The sequence below is a fragment of the Brevibacillus reuszeri genome (genome assembly GCF_001187725.1).
Taxonomy (GTDB): domain Bacteria; phylum Bacillota; class Bacilli; order Brevibacillales; family Brevibacillaceae; genus Brevibacillus; species Brevibacillus reuszeri.
The window spans coordinates 738,320-756,581 of the sequence record NZ_LGIQ01000007.1 but is presented as its reverse complement, the minus strand read 5'-3'; the positions used below and the strand labels follow the sequence as shown (position 1 = coordinate 756,581).

The 18,262-nt window shown below is 45.2% G+C and carries 20 protein-coding genes; 6 read left to right on the top strand and 14 right to left on the bottom strand.

Annotated features, from left to right (window positions below; all coding sequences use genetic code 11):
• Positions 1-103: 103 nt before the first annotated feature.
• The 3 genes from ADS79_RS13385 to ADS79_RS13375 form a co-directional block, all read right to left on the bottom strand.
• Positions 104-619: a GrpB family protein gene (locus tag ADS79_RS13385; protein ID WP_049738882.1), complete on the bottom strand. Its 516-nt coding sequence runs from the start codon at positions 617-619 to the stop codon at positions 104-106.
• A 189-nt stretch (positions 620-808) separates the two neighbouring features.
• Positions 809-1,465, bottom strand: a complete 657-nt coding sequence (locus ADS79_RS13380; RefSeq protein WP_049738881.1) for a hypothetical protein — start codon at positions 1,463-1,465, stop codon at positions 809-811.
• A 274-nt stretch (positions 1,466-1,739) separates the two neighbouring features.
• Positions 1,740-2,501, bottom strand: a complete 762-nt coding sequence (locus ADS79_RS13375; protein ID WP_049739089.1) for a polysaccharide deacetylase family protein — start codon at positions 2,499-2,501, stop codon at positions 1,740-1,742.
• 286 nt (positions 2,502-2,787) lie between these two features.
• Here ADS79_RS13375 and lepB point away from each other — a divergent pair, with 286 nt between their 5' ends.
• The 5 genes from lepB to ADS79_RS13350 all read left to right on the top strand — a co-directional run bounded on the left by lepB (position 2,788) and on the right by ADS79_RS13350 (position 5,706).
• A complete protein-coding gene (lepB, locus tag ADS79_RS13370; RefSeq protein ID WP_049738880.1) occupies positions 2,788-3,288 on the top strand; it encodes a signal peptidase I in 501 nt (166 codons plus the stop codon).
• Between the two features lie 143 nt (positions 3,289-3,431).
• Positions 3,432-3,854 (top strand): hypothetical protein, encoded by a 423-nt coding sequence (locus tag ADS79_RS13365; RefSeq protein ID WP_049738879.1) that lies wholly within the window; start codon positions 3,432-3,434, stop codon positions 3,852-3,854.
• A 253-nt stretch (positions 3,855-4,107) separates the two neighbouring features.
• Entirely contained in the window at positions 4,108-4,386 is a 279-nt protein-coding gene (locus ADS79_RS13360) for a hemoblobin-interacting domain-containing protein (RefSeq protein WP_420835285.1), read from the top strand.
• A gap of 219 nt (positions 4,387-4,605) precedes the next feature.
• Positions 4,606-5,022, top strand: a complete 417-nt coding sequence (locus ADS79_RS13355; RefSeq protein WP_049738877.1) for a VOC family protein — start codon at positions 4,606-4,608, stop codon at positions 5,020-5,022.
• A 123-nt stretch (positions 5,023-5,145) separates the two neighbouring features.
• Complete coding sequence (locus ADS79_RS13350) at positions 5,146-5,706, top strand: DUF1697 domain-containing protein (protein ID WP_049738876.1); 561 nt, start codon at positions 5,146-5,148, stop codon at positions 5,704-5,706.
• Positions 5,707-5,835: 129 nt separating this feature from the next.
• Here ADS79_RS13350 and mutL read toward each other — a convergent pair whose 3' ends face one another.
• From mutL to ADS79_RS13295, 11 genes are all read right to left on the bottom strand, one after another.
• Positions 5,836-7,875, bottom strand: a complete 2,040-nt coding sequence (mutL, locus tag ADS79_RS13345; RefSeq protein WP_049738875.1) for a DNA mismatch repair endonuclease MutL — start codon at positions 7,873-7,875, stop codon at positions 5,836-5,838.
• 24 nt (positions 7,876-7,899) lie between these two features.
• Positions 7,900-10,473 (bottom strand): DNA mismatch repair protein MutS, encoded by a 2,574-nt coding sequence (mutS, locus tag ADS79_RS13340; RefSeq protein ID WP_049738874.1) that lies wholly within the window; start codon positions 10,471-10,473, stop codon positions 7,900-7,902.
• 87 nt (positions 10,474-10,560) lie between these two features.
• On the bottom strand, positions 10,561-11,850 hold the full coding sequence (locus ADS79_RS13335; protein WP_049739088.1) for a putative amidoligase domain-containing protein: 1,290 nt from the start codon (positions 11,848-11,850) through the stop codon (positions 10,561-10,563).
• Between the two features lie 142 nt (positions 11,851-11,992).
• On the bottom strand, positions 11,993-12,553 hold the full coding sequence (cotE, locus tag ADS79_RS13330; protein ID WP_049738873.1) for an outer spore coat protein CotE: 561 nt from the start codon (positions 12,551-12,553) through the stop codon (positions 11,993-11,995).
• Positions 12,554-12,699: 146 nt separating this feature from the next.
• Positions 12,700-13,143 carry a YlbF/YmcA family competence regulator gene (locus tag ADS79_RS13325; RefSeq protein WP_049738872.1) on the bottom strand — a complete coding sequence of 148 codons (444 nt, stop codon included), beginning with the start codon at positions 13,141-13,143 and terminating at the stop codon, positions 12,700-12,702.
• Positions 13,144-13,148: 5 nt separating this feature from the next.
• On the bottom strand, positions 13,149-14,660 hold the full coding sequence (miaB, locus tag ADS79_RS13320; protein WP_049738871.1) for a tRNA (N6-isopentenyl adenosine(37)-C2)-methylthiotransferase MiaB: 1,512 nt from the start codon (positions 14,658-14,660) through the stop codon (positions 13,149-13,151).
• Between the two features lie 155 nt (positions 14,661-14,815).
• Positions 14,816-15,040, bottom strand: a complete 225-nt coding sequence (locus ADS79_RS13315; RefSeq protein ID WP_049738870.1) for a DUF2642 domain-containing protein — start codon at positions 15,038-15,040, stop codon at positions 14,816-14,818.
• 42 nt (positions 15,041-15,082) lie between these two features.
• Positions 15,083-15,265 (bottom strand): hypothetical protein, encoded by a 183-nt coding sequence (locus ADS79_RS13310; protein ID WP_049738869.1) that lies wholly within the window; start codon positions 15,263-15,265, stop codon positions 15,083-15,085.
• Positions 15,266-15,299: 34 nt separating this feature from the next.
• Positions 15,300-15,500: a hypothetical protein gene (locus tag ADS79_RS13305; protein WP_049738868.1), complete on the bottom strand. Its 201-nt coding sequence runs from the start codon at positions 15,498-15,500 to the stop codon at positions 15,300-15,302.
• 79 nt (positions 15,501-15,579) lie between these two features.
• Positions 15,580-15,912, bottom strand: coding sequence for an NTTRR-F1 domain (locus ADS79_RS13300; RefSeq protein WP_049738867.1), 333 nt, complete (start codon positions 15,910-15,912; stop codon positions 15,580-15,582).
• A gap of 138 nt (positions 15,913-16,050) precedes the next feature.
• Positions 16,051-16,710: an HAD family hydrolase gene (locus ADS79_RS13295; protein WP_049738866.1), complete on the bottom strand. Its 660-nt coding sequence runs from the start codon at positions 16,708-16,710 to the stop codon at positions 16,051-16,053.
• A 200-nt stretch (positions 16,711-16,910) separates the two neighbouring features.
• Here ADS79_RS13295 and ADS79_RS13290 point away from each other — a divergent pair, with 200 nt between their 5' ends.
• A complete protein-coding gene (locus ADS79_RS13290) occupies positions 16,911-18,140 on the top strand; it encodes an S-layer homology domain-containing protein (RefSeq protein ID WP_049738865.1) in 1,230 nt (409 codons plus the stop codon).
• Positions 18,141-18,262: the final 122 nt, after the last annotated feature.

Sequence of the window (18,262 nt, the reverse complement as noted above, 5' to 3'; positions counted from 1 at the left end):
TCTCATTACCTGAATGTCTAGGAAGATGATTGAAATCAGAAATAAAGGAGTGGACAAAGTGTAACCTTCGCCCAATCCTTTTCATCTTCCTGCATGATCTATTCTAACCCATGTTATGCCAAGCCAGCGCTTTTTTTTCAAGCTCTTGTACAAACGCATCTTTTCCATCCATGTACGATTCAATGTCTCTTGGGTACTGTCTGGCGAGGCTTTCCTTTACATTTCCGTAAAGAGCTGCTTCATCTGGATGCGCTCGGAGGTAATCTCTTACCGCCAAATGACGAGTAATATCTTTTTTGTTATCCTCCTGAAATACATGCACTTGATGCGTGCGATGATCCCCGCCTTTTCGGAAGTATCGTCTTCCTTTCATGCCAAGCTCGCCCATGCATTCATAGCCAAGACTCTTCATTTGCTCATTAAACGAATCAATTTTGCTGATCTCTTTTACTACTGGCATGATATCAATAATTGGTTTTGCTTTCAAACCTGGGACAGCAGTGCTACCGATGTGATAAATATGAACGAGCTCGTTCCCCAAAATTTCTTTTATTTTGTGAGACTCCTCTTCAAACTCTTGCTCCCAATCATCCTGGTACGCTGTCACTACAACATGCATCTTATTGACCTCCTCAAAAGAATTTTCTTTTCCGGACAGTTCAAGCCATTGGATCATCATATAAAAATGAGGATAGCAATGTCAAGGAGAAACATGTGAAAAAGCCCTCCCCCGTATCCCGGTAGAAGGGCTTCGATCAAAAGTCAAATGATACTTGTGACGTGCTTTTAAAGAGGTTGGCTCATAGATCTAATTCACTAAAGAATAGATGGCACTGATTTTTGCAGGCTCGGAGCGATTTCCAAAACGATCAACAGCGTAGACCGTTATATGAATTTCGTCTCCTTCTTTTACATCAAGTAGATCGAGAATCTTTCCAACACCCCGGACCAGATTATTTCCTCTGTAGTTACTTTCATACGTTTTCTTCACGCCATTATTTTCTGGCGTAGCTTCTGAACCATTATTAAAATATACTTCAAAATGATCCAAATCATCATCACTGGTTTGGTCGTTCCAGGAATACGTCATCGTATTCATACCTGGATTATCAACGAACGTAAGACCCGTCGGTTTACCAGGTCCTGCTTTATCCCAAACGATCATCGTGCTGTCATTTCCTTTTGGATTGGAAACATGATCAGCATCGTCGACTGCGACTACAGTAAAATAGACGTGATCTCCATCATCTGGTGTGAGATCACCATTTATTAACGACGACAGGTCAATATCACGTTTTCCTGCTGAAGCCACTATCTGATACTTATCACTGAATTGATTTGTTCCGGGTGCTACATTGAGACCCACAAACACAATGTAATGATCTACCCCTTCCGTGGCAGCATCATCGTCTACGAGAGTGATTGCAGCAACGGTTGTACTGTCCTCTTTTTGTTTTCCTGTCAACGGCGCGCTAAGTCCATTCGGAGGTGTTGAATCGCTATTCTCGTCTTATCCCTTATCGGCTTATAACGAGCCTACACCGTACATGCGACTTTCATCGCATACGGCGTTCCATCAGCAGAAGGAACATTCAAGCAATTGCTACTTACAATGGGCAGATAGATTGTATCATCCAACGATCAACAAAGAATAAACAAGCGCTGCAAGCTCATATGACGACCTGAATGAAAACAAAAAACGAAAAGACCCGTATCTGCAATACGCCGAAACGGGTTCTTTAATCCATACGGTGGATTGTATGTAGTTCTCGAAGATTTGCTTCCTGAACCAGTTCGGAGACGGTAACAAATCGGTACCCTCTCTTTTTTAGAATGGGAAGAATTCGTTTTAAAGCCCGTACTGTCTGTTTCCGATTGCCACCGTGATCATGAAACAAAACAATATTGCCTCTGCGTGCTCCATTGACAACCTTACTGACGATTTTTCCTACGCCCGGACGTTTCCAATCCTGGGTGTCCAGATGAAATGACCACAATACATAGGAATAACCGGCTTCTTTGACCACACTCACTACTGTTGGATCAATGTACCCGCTAGGTGGTCGAAACAATTTGGGCGGCTTCTGTCCCGTTGCTGAAATAATAGCCTCCTCTGTACCAGCTATCTCCTGTAAGATTTGTTCCTTTGTCATTTTCCATATTTTACCATGATTTGTTGTGTGATTTCCAAGCTCATGCCCTTCCCGCACCTGCCGTCTCACCAGTTCCGGAAATTTCTTCACCTGATTCCCATTGACAAAGAAGGTGGATTTGGCGCCATACTGTTTCAATACGTCGAGAATCTGTGGTGTATATAATTGATTTGGACCATCGTCAAAAGTCAGTGCAATCATTTTTTCCTTCGTGTGAACATCCCAAACGACCCCTAGAGCTTCATAATAGGTCCGGCTAAACTTTGATTTGGCAGTAGCTCCTTGCGTCAAAGTAACCATGAGAATGGAAGTGACAACGAAAGAAATTTGTAGGAAAAGTCTTTTCATGGCGCCTCCATTGTCATTTTTGATCATGCTCTCACATACGGCCCCACCAGATTTTCGGTCATATGATAATGGTGGGGTGCATTTAAATCTACTTCCTCCCTATGCGCTTAACGTATAGGTTTCTCAATAAAACCTAATTTATCCTGTGAAAATAATACACCTTAGTGTCATCGCGATGCTTGAAGCGCTTGTTATGGTACAATATGGATACACAGGCACTTATTCATCCTTTTCTTTGTGCTCTGGCGTAACTCGATTCGCGTTAAAAATCAATGAGGTGATACAAATGAAAGCAGTCCTCCTCATGCTGACGCTTTTACTCACAAGTTTTGCTTCTGTCCAACCTGACCAATCCAAACGCATTTTTGTTTCTGAAGGTGATAGCATGGTTCCTGCCTTAAACAACGAAGATCGCTTTTTCGTTGATAAAACTTACTATGACTCTCACCCTATCCAGCGTGGAGATATCGTTATTTTCCAAGCAGAAAAAAATCGGCAATTCGTGAAAAGGGTGATTGGGTTGCCAGGAGAGTCACTTGAGTATAGAAATGATATCCTCTACATAGATAGTAAAGTGACCGATGAACCATACTTGGCATCCGTTAAAAATGAAGCTCAAGAACAAAATCTCATGCTAACGGAAGATTTCGGACCAATAACGATTCCTGAAGATGCAATATTCGTATTAGGTGATAATCGTTTAAATAGTCTAGATAGCAGAATGATGGGTCCCATTCCATTCAATCAAATAATAGGCAAAATGACGATCAAGCTGCCCTCAAAATAAATCGGCTTTTTACTTCCACGCTCCGTACAAAGAGCGTGGATTTTTTGCTTTCGGCCCCCTTTTTATCACTCGTTTGTCGTAACCAATATCTAACGTAGCCGTACTTACTATCGGCATTGTTTAACAGGAAAGGGGATCTCAAATTGAAGCATTTCATAAAGTTAAATGTGATCAGCATACTCTATGCTCTTATGATATTTGTTCCTCTCGAACTTATGGTTAATGTTTATCGAATCAGTAGAATAACAGGTATAGATATTGGTGCCGTAACTATAGGAAGCGGTATAGCGACGATCGTTGGATTTATACTGGGCACAACACTTTTCTTTTTTCTGACAAACAAGTGGTTGAACGGGAGAAAAATGAATTACTGGACGATTATCCTCTGGGTTCCGTATTTTGTTCTCTTTGGATATTTATTTGCCTCTTACTTCCCAATAACCTATGGAGGGGATGACCCTAATCCAGCTACAGGTCTTGTTGCAATAGGTGCATTGCTTTCTTTTCCTTTTTATATCCTGATTATCAATCTGATCGGTTCCGTCAATTATGATAAAACCATTTAATAATCGGAACATAAATAGGGTGCCCTGAAAGCTGGGCTTCCTTTTATTTTGTCATGCGCAAATTACTAACTTTAGTTAGTAGCTGAATATATCTGCACCTTTCATACTATAAATTGCCCATTGTAAATGTTTACTTCTTCATCTGTTGGTGGAACGCCGTGTGCGATGAAAGTCGCTCGCACGGTGTAGGCTCGTTATAAACCAAAAGGGATAAGACGAGAATAGCCAAGGGAAAACGCTTGATTTTGACAGAATAGTTGATACCCGCATTAGCTTCGAGGATCCTGAGTATTACGACAAGATTACGAGTGTTAAATTGTATTCAGTCGTAGGAACTGTAAAAAATGAACTGAAGATCTTACATGAAGAATGGCCTGGTGGATACGATTACTATGATCCTGGAGTTGGAATGGAGAAAATACTGGCCTTTTCTCCGAACTTGTTCCCCCAATCCAAAATCTATCAAGTAGTTATCAAAGCAGATGGATATGTCGATGTGGTTCTTACGATTGAAGGACCTGTGCCGGGATAATACTGGTTCAAATTTTTACCATATCAGGAAACAGGAAACTCAAAAAGGCTGCCGTAAATGGCAGTCTCTTTTTTGGGGGTAGGATTGAAAAATTTTTTAAACAACACTAGTTCACTGACAGTTCTTGTCAGCTGATCACTATCACAATAAAAGAAAGAGTCATTCGCTTTCCAATAACAGCAATAAACTTACTAATAAAATAGTGAGGAGGAGTCAATTATGGGCATTACCACGACATTTCGTGGACTCAGCACGATTAGCTTCTGGGCTTCTGATCTGGCGGTAGCAAAACAGTGGTACACCGAACTTTTTGGAGTCGAGCCATACTTTGAACGCCCAGGATATTTTGAATTTCGTCTTGGTGACTTTCAGCATGAGCTGGGTGTCATTGATAGCCGATACGCACCCAATCGCCTCGCAACAAGCCCATCCGGCGCTATCGTGTACTGGCACGTTGATGATGTGACAGCGATTTTCGATAAGCTACTGACTATGGGAGCAACGAAATACGAGGAACCTATAGAACGCGGTCCGGGTTTTATCACTGCTTCCGTAGTTGATCCTTTTGGGAACATCCGCGGAATTATGTACAATGCGCACTTTTTGGAGGTTGTAGAATCAACCAAAAAACCATGAAGTGTTTCATTAAGCCTAAACACATAAATACGTGGGGTAGTTGAAAAAAGAAAAGTTATTCAACTAAACTACTGAAGAGAAGAATAAGTAATGAACCGAACATGGAATCAGAGGGATGATTGAATGACAATTAACATTGCACTATTAAGAGGTATCAACGTAGGTGGACACAATAAAATCAAGATGGCAGAATTAAAAAGTATGTTTCAATCGATGGGCTTCGAACGAGTACAAACATACATTCAAAGTGGGAATGTAGTGTTTACATCCACAGAAGATGCAGAATCACTGCGTAAACGAATAGAACACGAAATTGAGAAGGTTTTTTCTATTTCGGTCACCGTGGTAATAAGAACATCCGAAGAGCTAGAACAAATTATTGAAAACTGTCCATTTTCTGAGGAAGTACGAAAAGAAGCACAAGCATCGAAACAGGTAGAGACTTTTTACGTATCCATGCTGCTCCAATCACCTTCACAAGAAAGAATCGAACTGCTTAAAGAATTTGCGTCTGAAATGGATGAATATCATGTTCAAGATCGTGAAGTCTATTTATTGCTCCGTGAAGGGGTCCGTAATTCTAAGCTAGCGAATAATCTTTTTAAGTTGAATGTACCTTCTACTGTGCGTAATTGGAAAACGATAAACAAACTCTATACTTTAGTAAAATCTATGGAAGCATGAGCAAAGCAAGCGCCCCAAAAACGTATTCAACATTTGGGGCGCTCAAGTATTTAGATAATGTTAAACACTTACAGCCATATTACTGTCGATGTGCAATAGCTGCTCCTTTACACAATAAAGGCTGTCTACTTACATAACCCTTTTAAACATCTTCTCCAGATCATACCCGGAAAAATGAATCACGATCGGCCTGCCGTGCGGGCAAGTAAACGGACTGCTACTTACCCGAAGCTGATTCAACAGGCTTTCCATCTCTGCATGTGTCAAAAAACGGTTTGCTTTAATCGAGGCTTTGCAGGACATCATGATCGCCGCTTTTTCTCGCATTTGGACTACGTTCGCTTGGCTGCCCTCTCCAGCCTCCAGTACAAATTGGATCAATTCTTCAATGACCTCCAGCTCTGCCCCTTCTGGAAACCAATGTGGGTGCGCCCGCACGATAAAAGTCCGCCCCCCGAATGCTTCTATCTCCAAGCCAAAGGATTGCAGCTGAGGCAGTCTCTTTTCCAGCTTGGCTGCTTCTGCTGTCGTATACTCCACTGTATGAGGAAAGAGCATCATCTGGCTGGTCACATCTTCACTTTCCAGCTTCTTCATGAAAAACTCGTAGAAAATTCTCTCCTGCGCGGCGTGCTGATCGATCAGGTACATCCCGTCATCATTTTGAGCAACGATATACGTACCATGTACTTGTCCAACGGGATACATCACTGGGACGGCAGATTCATCCTCTTGTGCCTGAGGAGTATCTGCAGGCAAGTTATAAACCTCCTCCGCAGCAGATTCAGGTACAGCTACCTGAACTGTATCTTGCACAACCTGATTCTCGGTCTCTGCTACATGCGATTCTTGCGAACTGACCAGTTCCTCTACCTGTTGCCTATGCACGTTCTGCGTCGTTACCGCTTGCAAGCTGTCACTTTCGTACCAGACTGTAGCCTCCATGACCGCTGATTTTTCAACGGCTTGCTCCATTTCCAACTGAGTAGTTGTGACTTCCGGCTCTTTTCGCGAATACTCCTGCTTTGTCATCCATTCCAGCAAACGCGGACTCGCTCCGATTCCCGAAGAAATCGCAGGAGAAGCTGTAGGCGTCGGCAGCTGAAGATCAAATTGCGGCTGGACGATCTGGTTTACGACCTTTGCCTTGGAGGCACTCGCCATAGGGCGAACGATGCCCAGTCCTTCTCGTAACGTCTCTTTTACCGATTGCTCAATCGCACTACAAAGCTCATCCTCTTTACTGAATTTAGCCTCCAGCTTCGCAGGATGAACGTTTACATCCACAAGTGTGGGGTCCATTTCAATCTGCAGAGCTACAATCGGATAACGTCCGATCGGCAAAAGAGTATGGTAGCCTCTCATGATCGCATTATTCAACGAATAGCTGCGGACATATCTCCCGTTCACAAGCGTCGAGAGGTAGGACCGGTTTGCACGCGTTACTTCCGTTTTGGACAAAAAACCGCTCCAGCGAAAATCAAGGGTTTCACCTGCTATCGGCAAGAGGAGCTTGGCTACCTGGACCCCATAAATCGCTGCCATGACATGGAGCAGCTTGCCGTCACCTGATGTTTGCAGCAGCGACTTCCCATTATGAGTCAAAGTAAACGAAATTGATGGATGGGTAAGGGCAAGTCTGTTCACGTAATCCGAAATATGCCCTACTTCTGTGGCAATGGACTTCATGTATTTCAAACGTGCTGGAGTATTGAAGAACAGGCTGCGAACACAAATCTCTGTTCCCCTTACTGCAGCGACATCCTGTGCTTCGCCTAACATGCCGCCTTCAATTGAAATCCGTGTCCCGATTTGACTGCTTGATTGACTGCTCGTCAACTCCATGCGGGAAACGGCGGCTATACTTGGGAGAGCCTCGCCGCGAAAGCCAAGGGTACGAATCCGAAACAGGTCACGGGCATTTTTGATCTTGCTCGTCGCATGACGTTCGAAAGCCAGGGAGCAATCTTCTCTGTCCATCCCTTGTCCGTTATCCACGATGCGAATCAGTTCGAGTCCGCCTTCCTCGACATGAATCTCGATTGCCGTAGCAGAGGCATCAATCGCATTTTCCACCAACTCTTTCACTACCGATGCTGGTCTTTCTACCACTTCACCTGCGGCAATCATATTGGAGAGATGCTCATCCAGCAATTGAATTTTTCCCATAAGCTCCTCCTTTCCGGGCGAGTGCTAGTTCTTTTTCAGCTGCTGCTTCCATGCGAACAGCTTCATCATTGCATCCATCGGCGTTGTCGAATTCAGATCCAACTCCCGCAGATCAGCCAGAATCGCTTCTTCCTCTTCGGACAATAAGGAAACAGGCTCTTCGCGTACAGCAGCCACTGGTGCTGCCCATAGTGCTTCTAGTGACATTTGCGTATCCGTCGACATAGCTGTCCCAGCCTCCAAGCCAGACAAAATACTGCGCGCCCTGTCGATGACCCAAACTGGCATTTCCGCCAACTCAGCTACATGAATACCATAGCTTTTGTCCGCTCTGCCTTCTTCGATTTTGTGCAAAAATAACAGCTTGCCATCCCGTTCCTCGCAGCGAGCATTGACGTTCACCACACCACTCAGTGTGTCTGTAAGCCCAGTAAGCTCATGATAATGGGTGGAAAACAAAGTTTTTGCCCCGATTTTTTGGCAAATGTATTCAATAACAGCTTGTGCGAGAGCCATTCCATCGTACGTTGAGGTACCTCTTCCGATCTCATCGAGCAATATCAGGCTGCGCTCCGTCGCTTTTTGCAGGGCGTGCCTTGTTTCCAGCATCTCCACCATAAAGGTACTGTGTCCACCAACCAAATCATCTGCAGCGCCAATTCGCGTGAAAATTTGATCGACCAGCGAAAGCTTGGCTTCTTTTGCAGGAACAAAACAACCGATTTGCGCCATCACCGTGATCAGGGCAATTTGTCTCATATAGGTACTCTTACCAGCCATATTTGGCCCTGTAATGAGCAGTACGAGTCGGTTTGAATGATCCATCTGCACGTCGTTGGCTACATACTTCTCCCGATCAAGAACTGCTTCGACAACCGGATGTCTTCCCTCGGTAATGACATATTCACCTGCATTCGTGAATTGCGGACGAATAAAGCCACGTTCATCGCTAACAGTAGCAAAGGCTTGGAGAACGTCTACAGACGCAATCCGTTCTGCCAGACTTTGCAGACGTGGAATATGCAAAGCAATTTCGCTGCGTACAGCAACAAAAAGCTGATACTCCAGCTCTGTCATTTTTTCTTCGGCTTCCAAAATCAGTGCTTCCCGCTCTTTTAGCTCAGGTGTGATATAGCGCTCTGCATTGGTAAGTGTCTGTTTGCGCTCGTATCGTCCAGCAGGTACATTGGCGATATTGGCTTTGGACACCTCGATGTAATAGCCAAACACTTTATTAAATCCTACTTTTAGCGAGCGAATCCCCGAAGCCTCCCGCTCTCCTTGCTCAAGCTGGGCAATCCACGTCTTGCCATCTCTGCTAGCAGAATGAAGCTTGTCCAAATACTCATCGTAACCACTGCGAATCATCCCGCCTTCGCGGACAGAAATGGGAGGATCGTCTACGAGTGCAGTATGGAGCAAACTGACAAGGTCCGTACATTCATCCATTCCTTGAGCAATATCAGCCAAAACACGCGATTCGGTTTGTGTCAAAAGCCGTTTGAGCTCGGGTACTGCTTCTAATGAATGGCGAAGCTGGATCAAATCACGCGCATTTGCATTTCCATAGGAGATTCGTCCAGCGAGTCGCTCAAGATCATAGACACGGTCCAGACTTTCCCGAATATCTGCACGTAGCAGCAGATCGCTTTTCAACGCTTCCACCGCTTCCAAACGGGCATCCAGTTCTTCCTGTCTGAGCAGCGGACGTTCAATCCATCTTCGTAATAACCGTCCTCCCATTGCCGTCTGTGTACGATCCAGAAGCCATAGGAGCGATCCCTTTTTGGCCTTGTCGCGTATTGTCTCGGTCAACTCGAGGTTACGTCTGGAAAAACCGTCCATTTGCAAATATTGATTAGCCTCATACCTCTTTAGCAAACGCATGTGCGACAAGCTTCGTTTTTGCGTGGTTCCTATGTAGAACAAGAGTCCATTGACTGCTGCACGCATGGCAAGATCCAGGTCTTTTGCCTGTTCGCCGTATTGCTCATCGACAGCAAAAGCGTTCATATGGTTCCGATCCACAACTGTGAAAGGGAGTGCAGTCTTTGGCAAAGCGGAAAAACCGACGAACACCAATTCTTTCGGGCGATATTGAAGCGCCTCATCCAGGACACTATCTCCCTCGCCGATGACGGAAGTAATATACAGCTCACCTGTACTCATATCGCAGGCAGCGATCCCTGTCCGACCGTCCAGACTGGCAAGTGCAGCCATATAGTTATTTTCCTTGTCTGTAAGCCACTTGCCCTCCATCATGGTTCCTGGTGTAATGACGCGGGTTACTTCACGACGAACGACACCCTTGGCTTCCTTCGGGTCTTCCACCTGCTCGCAGACCGCTACTTTATGCCCTTTTTTCAACAACTCCGCAATGTATCCATCTGCCGCGTGGTGAGGAACTCCACACATCGGAATTTTCTCATCGCCTCCGCCACCGCGGCCAGTTAATGTAATTTCCAGCTCACGGGACGCCAGGATTGCGTCATCAAAAAACAATTCATAAAAATCGCCTAACCGAAAAAATAAGAAAGTATCCGGATAATCTTTTTTGATAGCCAGATACTGTTGAATCATTGGGGTATATTGCTCCATATTTTTCTTCTCCTAGACTAGAAATCTCGACGCTATTATACCATGATTGCTGCTATTGTTGAATGTCTATCAGACATTACGAGAGGCTCAGCCCAAGCTCCATGCCTTGCGCAAATCCTCGTCGGAAGCCCAACTATCACCTTTGAGTAAAATGGAAAAATAGCGATCCAGATGGATGCGAGACAGAACATAGCCTGGCAAGCCTCTTAGCTCCTCCCAAATCTGCTCGACATAGGGAACCAGTGCCGCTTTGTCACCACGATAGTATGCTTTGATCATCGACAGCTGTAAATGCGGAGCTGCACGCAATTGCGAATGACCTGTTGCAATAAGTCTGGCCAAGTGCAGTACTCCCCTTGCGATATCAGGATGCACGAGCCAACTTGGGAGCGTGCGATACTCAAATCCGTACGATTTTTCCCGAAAATCCCCTAGGAAGCCATATCGTTGTCTGCGTGTAACACAGCCGGAATCTTCGATGAGCACAAGCGGAAGAGCCAAATAAGCATCCAGCTTGCGCCGAAGGGAAAATGTCGCCGTCATCCCACTGAAATGAATATGTCCTCCGATCGGATATCCTGAAAATGGCATGCCTCCAGCTAACCACTCCAGCTTGCTGTTTCCAAGCTTTTTGTAGGCCAATTGAAGCGCCTCCTGAATATGAAAGAACAATTCGTCCGGGTCCTCCGAAGGATCAGGCCGGAGTTCTGCAATTGGGTGCTGGTGCATAGCCAGCTCTTCACGATATCTTGTCGTATCGCAACCGACCTTACCTCCAACCTTTAAAAAATCGGAGGCAAGCGCCATCTCACCAGTTTGCTTGCGCAGTGCAAATTCGGGGTCAGCCCCCAATTTCTCTAATTCTTGTGGATGCTGACGGATCCGCGCTTCCCACCAATCTTTTGCCGCTTGCATAAAACGGTCCTTGTCCTGTTGCGGCCATTCCGGCTCGACTTGAACCACCTTTTGGCGATGGGGTGAAGCAGCCATGATCGTTACCTCTCCAGCATCGATTCCGGCAGCATACAGACTGCGCGCAGCCAAGCCCTTCACTACCTGAACCTCTGGCTCAATAACAGACAGAGCTACCTGTTGATACTCAGGCTCCTCCAAGCGATGAAGAAGCCATTGTGGACTCTCCATACTTCTTTCCATATGCAAGACATGCTCCTGATACAGAGAGACTTTGTATGTCCGCCATCCTGGCTGGGCACTTTTCCCTGTGGTCACGGGTATCCCACTTTGTCTGAGCAGCCATCTACCGATCTCTGGCCGCTGTAAAAGAATTTGGGCCTCTTTCGCATTCGCCGTCATGGCTTCTGCCGTTCTCGCTCCTGACTGCAAGATAAGCCGCTTCCCTTTTACGCGCGCAAACATGGCTATCACGCTCCCTCTCTCTTCCTTTCCATATTCTATGTTTGCGCCCAAAAAAGAGTGAGGCGAGATAGCCCGCCCCACCTGCTTCGTTGATGATTCCATGCGAAAGGCAAAAGAAAAAGAGGAGATGGAAGTCTCCTCTTTAGTCAAGCTCGTCGAGCATTGTGGCTGAATCAAAGTCATCAAATTCGTCACTGTTATCTTCAAAGTCGCCTAACATATGAAGATCCTTTTCTTCGCAACTATTGCAGACAACAACGCATACTTTGGTTTCCCCAATGATTTCTACCGCAAATTCGCTTTCAACCTTGACTGTGATTGTGCCGCCTCCACTCAACTCGGCTTTGACGCACTTCGGCTGCTCCACGGCGCGAGCGACAATTTCAAGATCGCCTCTGCAGTTTCTGTCGAAGAACGTTAGCGGAACGAGTACGGAGAACTTGACAGTTTCCCGCTTGACTTCGGTTTGCGTGTTATTTGCAAACGAGAACCACAGGTTGACGTCATACGTACCAGATACTTCAACCGCGTCTCCGACTTTCTCTGCCTGGAAGTTCGTGTTTATAATCCAGCATCCGAGGATCGTCGAAGGAGTTTGCGACGGTATGATGGTGTGGGTGGTAGTAGAGAATTTATGGCCTTTACCGCAGACAGCTTTCGCGATGAGTTCCCGGCACTGTAGATCTTTGTCTGTACCCGACATTTCGTTACCTCCTCCATACAACGTTTCTGTACATTTGTATGCAGGGCATTCGGCTAGGGTGCAAACACCCACCTTATTTTGGGAAACTTGTTTGGGAGCTCATCGCGTCAGCTTTTTGTCACACTCTTCTATTGTATAGGCGTTTTTTAGGAGCAGCAGCCCCCATGATTTTTCTTCTCGGGTCCGCCACCGGTTTCACCTGTCAGCGGATTTCCACCTGTATCCAGAATGATTCGTTCTGACACCGTATTTGTAATTACATTCGTAACCATTTGCAAAAGATCGTTAACATCTACTTGAGATTGCTTGAATTCGTTTACGATCGGAATAGAATCCAGCTCTTCGTGGAGTTGATTATATTCGCCTTCCACCTTTTGTACCAGTTCAGTCTTGTTGATGGATTCAAACATGACCATTTGCTTCTGTTTTTGCTTCAGCTTATCAATTAAATCTTGGACGCGTTCGTTGTGCTTGATTTGCAGCTCAGCACGCTTGAAGAAATCTACTTCATTCGTGCGCGAGATCATCGCAGCCAATTCGCGTGCCTTTTCGAGAATTTCTTTTTGTGTGTACAGGTTTGTTTGTTCCATCTCAATTACACCTCAACTTTGGTAACAATTTCTCCGTGGAGTGTCCACGTTTTTGCATCATTAATTTTTACATGAACGTACTGTCCAATCAAAGACTTATCGCCAGTAAAATGGACCAGCTTGTTTGTGCGCGTACGCCCAGCAAGCACATCCGGATTGTTCTTCGATTCGCCTTCCACGAGTACCTCCAGCACTTGATCCTGAAGCTTTTTATTTTGCTCCAGGCTGATGCGTCCCAGCACCTCATTCAAACGATACAAGCGCTGTTTTTTCACTTCCATCGGTACGTTGTCCTCCATGACTGCTGCAGGTGTACCTTCGCGAGGAGAGTAAATGAAGGTGTAGGCAAAATCGTAGCGCACTTCCTCCACCATCGAAATCGTCTCTTCAAACTGTTCGTCCGTTTCGCCCGGGAAGCCAACAATAATATCGGAGGATAAGGAGGCATTCGGAATTGCCGCTTTAATTTTACGCACGAGCTCCAGGTAATGTTCACGCGTGTATTTGCGTGCCATACGCTTGAGTACCTCTGTAGATCCCGATTGTACAGGAAGATGAATTTGTTCTACCAGATTACCGCCATGAGCCAGAACCTCGATCAGATGATCGTCAAAGTCTCTTGGGTGGCTAGTCGTAAAGCGGATACGCGGAATGTCGATTTTGCGAATTTCATCCAGAAGATCACCAAAGCCATACTGAATATCTTCGAAATCTTTTCCATACGCATTGACATTTTGTCCGAGCAGCATAATTTCCTTAAACCCTTGGCGAGCAAGATCGCGCACCTCGGCAATCACATCTTCCGGACGTCGGCTGCGTTCTTTCCCACGCGTATAGGGCACGATACAGTACGTACAGAACTTGTCACAGCCATACATAATATTAACCCAGCCCTTTGTGTTTCCTTCACGCAATTTGGGCATATTTTCGACGATATCGCCTTCTTTGGACCATACCTCAATCACCATTTCCTTGCTGAACATCGCATCGCGCAGCAATTCAGGCAAGCGGTGAATGTTGTGTGTTCCAAAAATCAGGTCAACCTGTGTGTAGCTTTTGAGGATTTTATTAACGACCTTCTCCTCCTGCGACATACAGCCGCAAACGCCAAGGATCAGGTTTGGATTATTGTTTTTGAGGCGCTTCATATGTCCAAGCTCACCAAAAACCTTGTCTTCAGCGTTTTCACGGATCGCACAGGTATTAAACAAAATGACATCTGCATCCTCAACCTCATCGGTGGACGTATAGCCCATTTGCTGCAAAATGCCGGAGATTGTTTCAGAATCATGTTCATTCATCTGACAGCCGTACGTGCGAACATGATAACGCTTCCCTTTTCCGATGCCTTGCATATCCTCGGGAATCACGAAATCATAATGAACCTGGATTTCTTCCTTCCCGCGTTTTTTCGCATCCTTCAAGGAAGGCGGTTGAAAGTATTTTGCAAAGTCTGCCGTTGTTTTCGGAGACTTAGCGGATTTTAAGTCCGGAGTCGCCTCTTTTGTTTCCTTCATCATGTATCACCTCAGTAGAATTATCATCATTCATTACCAATAAATAATTATATCATTTTGGGTCATACAAAAGCTAATGCATAATGAGGCAAAATATGTACGGATGAACAAACAAAAGAGCACTGTAAGAAAGTGCCCTTTTCCAGTAACGAAAGCTATTTCACAAACGAGAAGCTGATCACCGTTTGAAATACAATATGCAAAATTGATGCGTCTTCCGTCTGAAGTGAGATCACTCCGGTTGTTACTCCTGTCAGCTTTCCTTTTATTTCACCGCCAATCGTTCGGACCTCGATAGCAGATCCGATGCCTTGTGACAGGAGTTGATACAAAGGCGTCCCAGGTAGTGGAATGTGGCTGTTAGGGGAAATGCTGGCCACTGTTATTCCCCCCTCATGAATCCAATTTATCCATCACAATGCCTATGGCAATTCTTCAATATAAAGAATATTTGCCATGGGGACTTTAAACGGTGCCAGATACAGATAGTCATTTCCTACACGATTAAGAGTCCCTGTAATGACATATCCGCCGACACCGATGTTCAAAGTAGTCCCGACTTGCAGATTGTAAATCAAATCACCTGACAAGGTTGACGATGCCATCCTGTTCCCTCCCTGCTGCTGTCATGAACCTTGCTTACACCGTTTCAATATTCGTTATTTTTTCCAAAGGAATTGTCATCGTTGAACCGACCAAGGTTGAAAATGTAACAATGCTCGTCCCTACACTGGCTACTGTTCCGGCTGTTCCCGTAGGCTGGCCTGCTGTCATAATAACGATGGTCGAATTCGCTACCAGATAAGAGGTGAGCAGGTTCCGAATCTCTGCGTAATCCATCCCTCCCCCACCTCCTCCTGTGTTTGCATACAATCCGATATCATCAATCAATACGGGCGAGCTGCGCTGTTGTGGTATTTTATGAACAAAAAGTACTATCAGGCTGATTCAGCGTCCGCATGCTCAGTGCAAAGCCTAAACTCACCGTGTTTTGAGCAGCATCTAGAAATAGGAGAAAAATAGACATCATAGGGGAGCGTAATTCGCCTGCTTTTGCGAGCGAAATAACAAACTGATAGGAAGAATTTGAATCGACAGGCACGATTTGCTGGATATAAGAATTGGCCATGCCCCCCTCTAGCTGGGCACTAAAAAAACCTGTCTGGACATATCGGCAGTTAATTGTTGCATTGAAGCTTTGCCAGGCTGCAAGCGTTCCTGTCTCAAAACCGGGATTAGCAATCAGATTCATTGGCTCCTGATTTCACCTCCTACAGTTCATGACAAGCAAATATACGATACAATATGCCAGACATATGCAGCTCGTCTGTACGTTTGCAGTTGGCTGTTTCACTATTTTCCGTTCAAAAATCCCTATCCTTCTGTTGTTTTACTTGACAAAATGGGCGAGCAAATCTGGAATGTGATCAATGATTCCGTCAGTCTCCGCAGGTACCGGCCAATATTCGTCTCGTTTCCAGATTCCTTTCATCCCGATCGCACGAGCTGCTTGCACATCGTTTACCGGGTGATCCCCTACATAGATCGCTTCTTCTGCCTTTACCTGGAGCAAGCTGAGCGCTTTTTCAAAAATTTCCTTTGCAGGCTTGGCCATTCCTTCCTGTTCGGAAATCAGTATCGTCTGAAAATAGGCTTCAATGCCAATCGCTCGCAAGTTTTTTAGCTGAAACTGCGTACGCCCATTCGTGATCATCCCGAGTGCTATCCCATTGCTGCGTAATTGCTGTAAGGTATCGACGACGCCGGTAAATGCTTGACAGTCCAAATGAAAATTCTCGACATAATCGTCCAGTAATGTTTCCGCATCGATATCGTTCACCTGAAAATGTTCGAGAAGCTGCTGGTACACGACATCCTTCCAAACATAGCCACGCTGGTCCAAATGGATGAACTGTTCCTTGTAAGAGTCAAAGGGGATATGTCCGAGATGTTCGTAAAAGCGTTCATGCTGCCTTTTTAAAAAGGCGGGTATGGAGCCGCTGCGGTCCAGCAAAGTGCCGTCCAAGTCAAAAATACAAGCCTTTCGCATCGTTTTTCTCTTCCTTTCTGCAACCCTGTCATGAGTACTTCTTCCTTAAAGTCGCTCTCAAATCCTGCATTCCGCCCATCTTCCTCCGACTTTTCTCCTATTTTTTACAAAATGAACTTGTCCCTTGCAACATTCCAATCCCACCCAGCGTCAAAATATCTGCGAGACACAAAAACACGAGCAAATATGAGGAGGTTAACATGAAAAGAGCACTAACCCTTTTTCTATCGGTGTTAATGTTCCTGACTGTAATCCCGTTCGCAAGTGCCGCTTCTCCTTCGTTCTCAGACGTTCCACGTAATCACTGGGCGTATAAAGAGATCACAGAAATGGCCGAAAAAGGGATTATCAAAGGATACGACAACAAAACTTTCCGTCCAAACAATGAAGTGACACGCGCAGAATTTGCCAAGATCATGATTGCTGCAGCTGACGTAGATATTGACAAAAAATCTGTCAGCCAAACGTTTAAAGATGTACCAAAGTCTCACTGGGCATTCTACTATGTGGAATACGCCAAGCCTTACTTGACTGGCTATAAGTCGGGTTCAACCTACACTTACAAGCCTGACAACTCTGCTGTACGTGAAGATATCGCTGTCGCTTTGGTCCGACTGCTCGGATATGATAACAAATACAAAGCGGATATGAATCAATTGAAGAAATTCCGTGATTCGGACAATATTTCTCCAGCATTGCGTTCCTATATCGCAATTGCTATCCAGACGGATTTGATGAAAGGAAATAACAACTACTTCCGACCACAAGATCCGATTACTCGTGCTGAAGCAGCATCGCTGCTCTATCGTGCTCTGATCAACCGGGATGGCGATGAAACGAAAGTGGTTTTCCCGAATCCGGAGCAACCAAAGCCACAACCAATCAGCATTAGCGATTCGTTCTCCGAAACCAACCTGAAAAATTGGGATACGAAAAATGCAGATGGAAATTGGGGAGTTATCAACAAACAAGTCACTGCGGTTTCCACGGATGAGGATTTGAATCATTTCTTCCTGCCACTGATTTGGAAAGAATCCGCTAACCCTGAGAACTACGAACTGTCTGTTGATGTGAACGTAGAGGGTACAAATGGTCAAGGCGGTCTTTTCTTTAATGGTAAGGATGGCAAAGCAAATGTCGTTTACATCAACAAAGATCGTGTTTACCTCGGCAAGGTAAATGATGTAGAAGATAAAGACATTGATGTGATCGCTTCCGGCTCTTACAAGCTCAAATCGTCTAACCGCCTGAAGGTAGTTGTAAAAGGAAGCACCGTCTCCATTTATATGAACGATCAATACTTGTTCGGTCAGCAGCAAGTGAAGCAAGAAGGAACAAAGCTTGGTCTGTACCTGCAAGCAGGTGCTACTGAAGATGCACCTCGCAAGATGACATACCTGGATAATTTCTCTTTCAAAGAAGTGAATTAACTCGGAAAAACAAACGCCCGACACACTCAAAAATGATGTGTCGGGCGTTCATTTTATACACAAACTACGAAGGCATGTTCTTCCATCCTGAAAAAAGGAACGCAAAAGCCTAGAAATGAAAA

Excerpts from the sequence above, each read along its gene's own strand:
- cotE (WP_049738873.1), bottom strand. The coding sequence starts at position 12,553 with ATGTCGGGTACAGACAAAGATCTACAGTGCCGGGAACTCATCGCGAAA.
- ADS79_RS13350 (WP_049738876.1), top strand. The coding sequence starts at position 5,146 with ATGACAATTAACATTGCACTATTAAGAGGTATCAACGTAGGTGGACAC.
- miaB (WP_049738871.1), bottom strand. The coding sequence starts at position 14,660 with ATGAAGGAAACAAAAGAGGCGACTCCGGACTTAAAATCCGCTAAGTCT.
- ADS79_RS13310 (WP_049738869.1), bottom strand. The coding sequence starts at position 15,265 with ATGGCATCGTCAACCTTGTCAGGTGATTTGATTTACAATCTGCAAGTC.
- ADS79_RS13300 (WP_049738867.1), bottom strand. The coding sequence starts at position 15,912 with ATGAATCTGATTGCTAATCCCGGTTTTGAGACAGGAACGCTTGCAGCC.
- ADS79_RS13335 (WP_049739088.1), bottom strand. The coding sequence starts at position 11,850 with ATGTTTGCGCGCGTAAAAGGGAAGCGGCTTATCTTGCAGTCAGGAGCG.
- ADS79_RS13385 (WP_049738882.1), bottom strand. The coding sequence starts at position 619 with ATGCATGTTGTAGTGACAGCGTACCAGGATGATTGGGAGCAAGAGTTT.
- ADS79_RS13375 (WP_049739089.1), bottom strand. The coding sequence starts at position 2,501 with ATGAAAAGACTTTTCCTACAAATTTCTTTCGTTGTCACTTCCATTCTC.
- ADS79_RS13355 (WP_049738877.1), top strand. The coding sequence starts at position 4,606 with ATGGGCATTACCACGACATTTCGTGGACTCAGCACGATTAGCTTCTGG.
- ADS79_RS13295 (WP_049738866.1), bottom strand. The coding sequence starts at position 16,710 with ATGCGAAAGGCTTGTATTTTTGACTTGGACGGCACTTTGCTGGACCGC.
- ADS79_RS13325 (WP_049738872.1), bottom strand. The coding sequence starts at position 13,143 with ATGGAACAAACAAACCTGTACACACAAAAAGAAATTCTCGAAAAGGCA.
- ADS79_RS13290 (WP_049738865.1), top strand. The coding sequence starts at position 16,911 with ATGAAAAGAGCACTAACCCTTTTTCTATCGGTGTTAATGTTCCTGACT.
- lepB (WP_049738880.1), top strand. The coding sequence starts at position 2,788 with ATGAAAGCAGTCCTCCTCATGCTGACGCTTTTACTCACAAGTTTTGCT.
- mutL (WP_049738875.1), bottom strand. The coding sequence starts at position 7,875 with ATGGGAAAAATTCAATTGCTGGATGAGCATCTCTCCAATATGATTGCC.
- mutS (WP_049738874.1), bottom strand. The coding sequence starts at position 10,473 with ATGGAGCAATATACCCCAATGATTCAACAGTATCTGGCTATCAAAAAA.
- ADS79_RS13305 (WP_049738868.1), bottom strand. The coding sequence starts at position 15,500 with ATGGATTACGCAGAGATTCGGAACCTGCTCACCTCTTATCTGGTAGCG.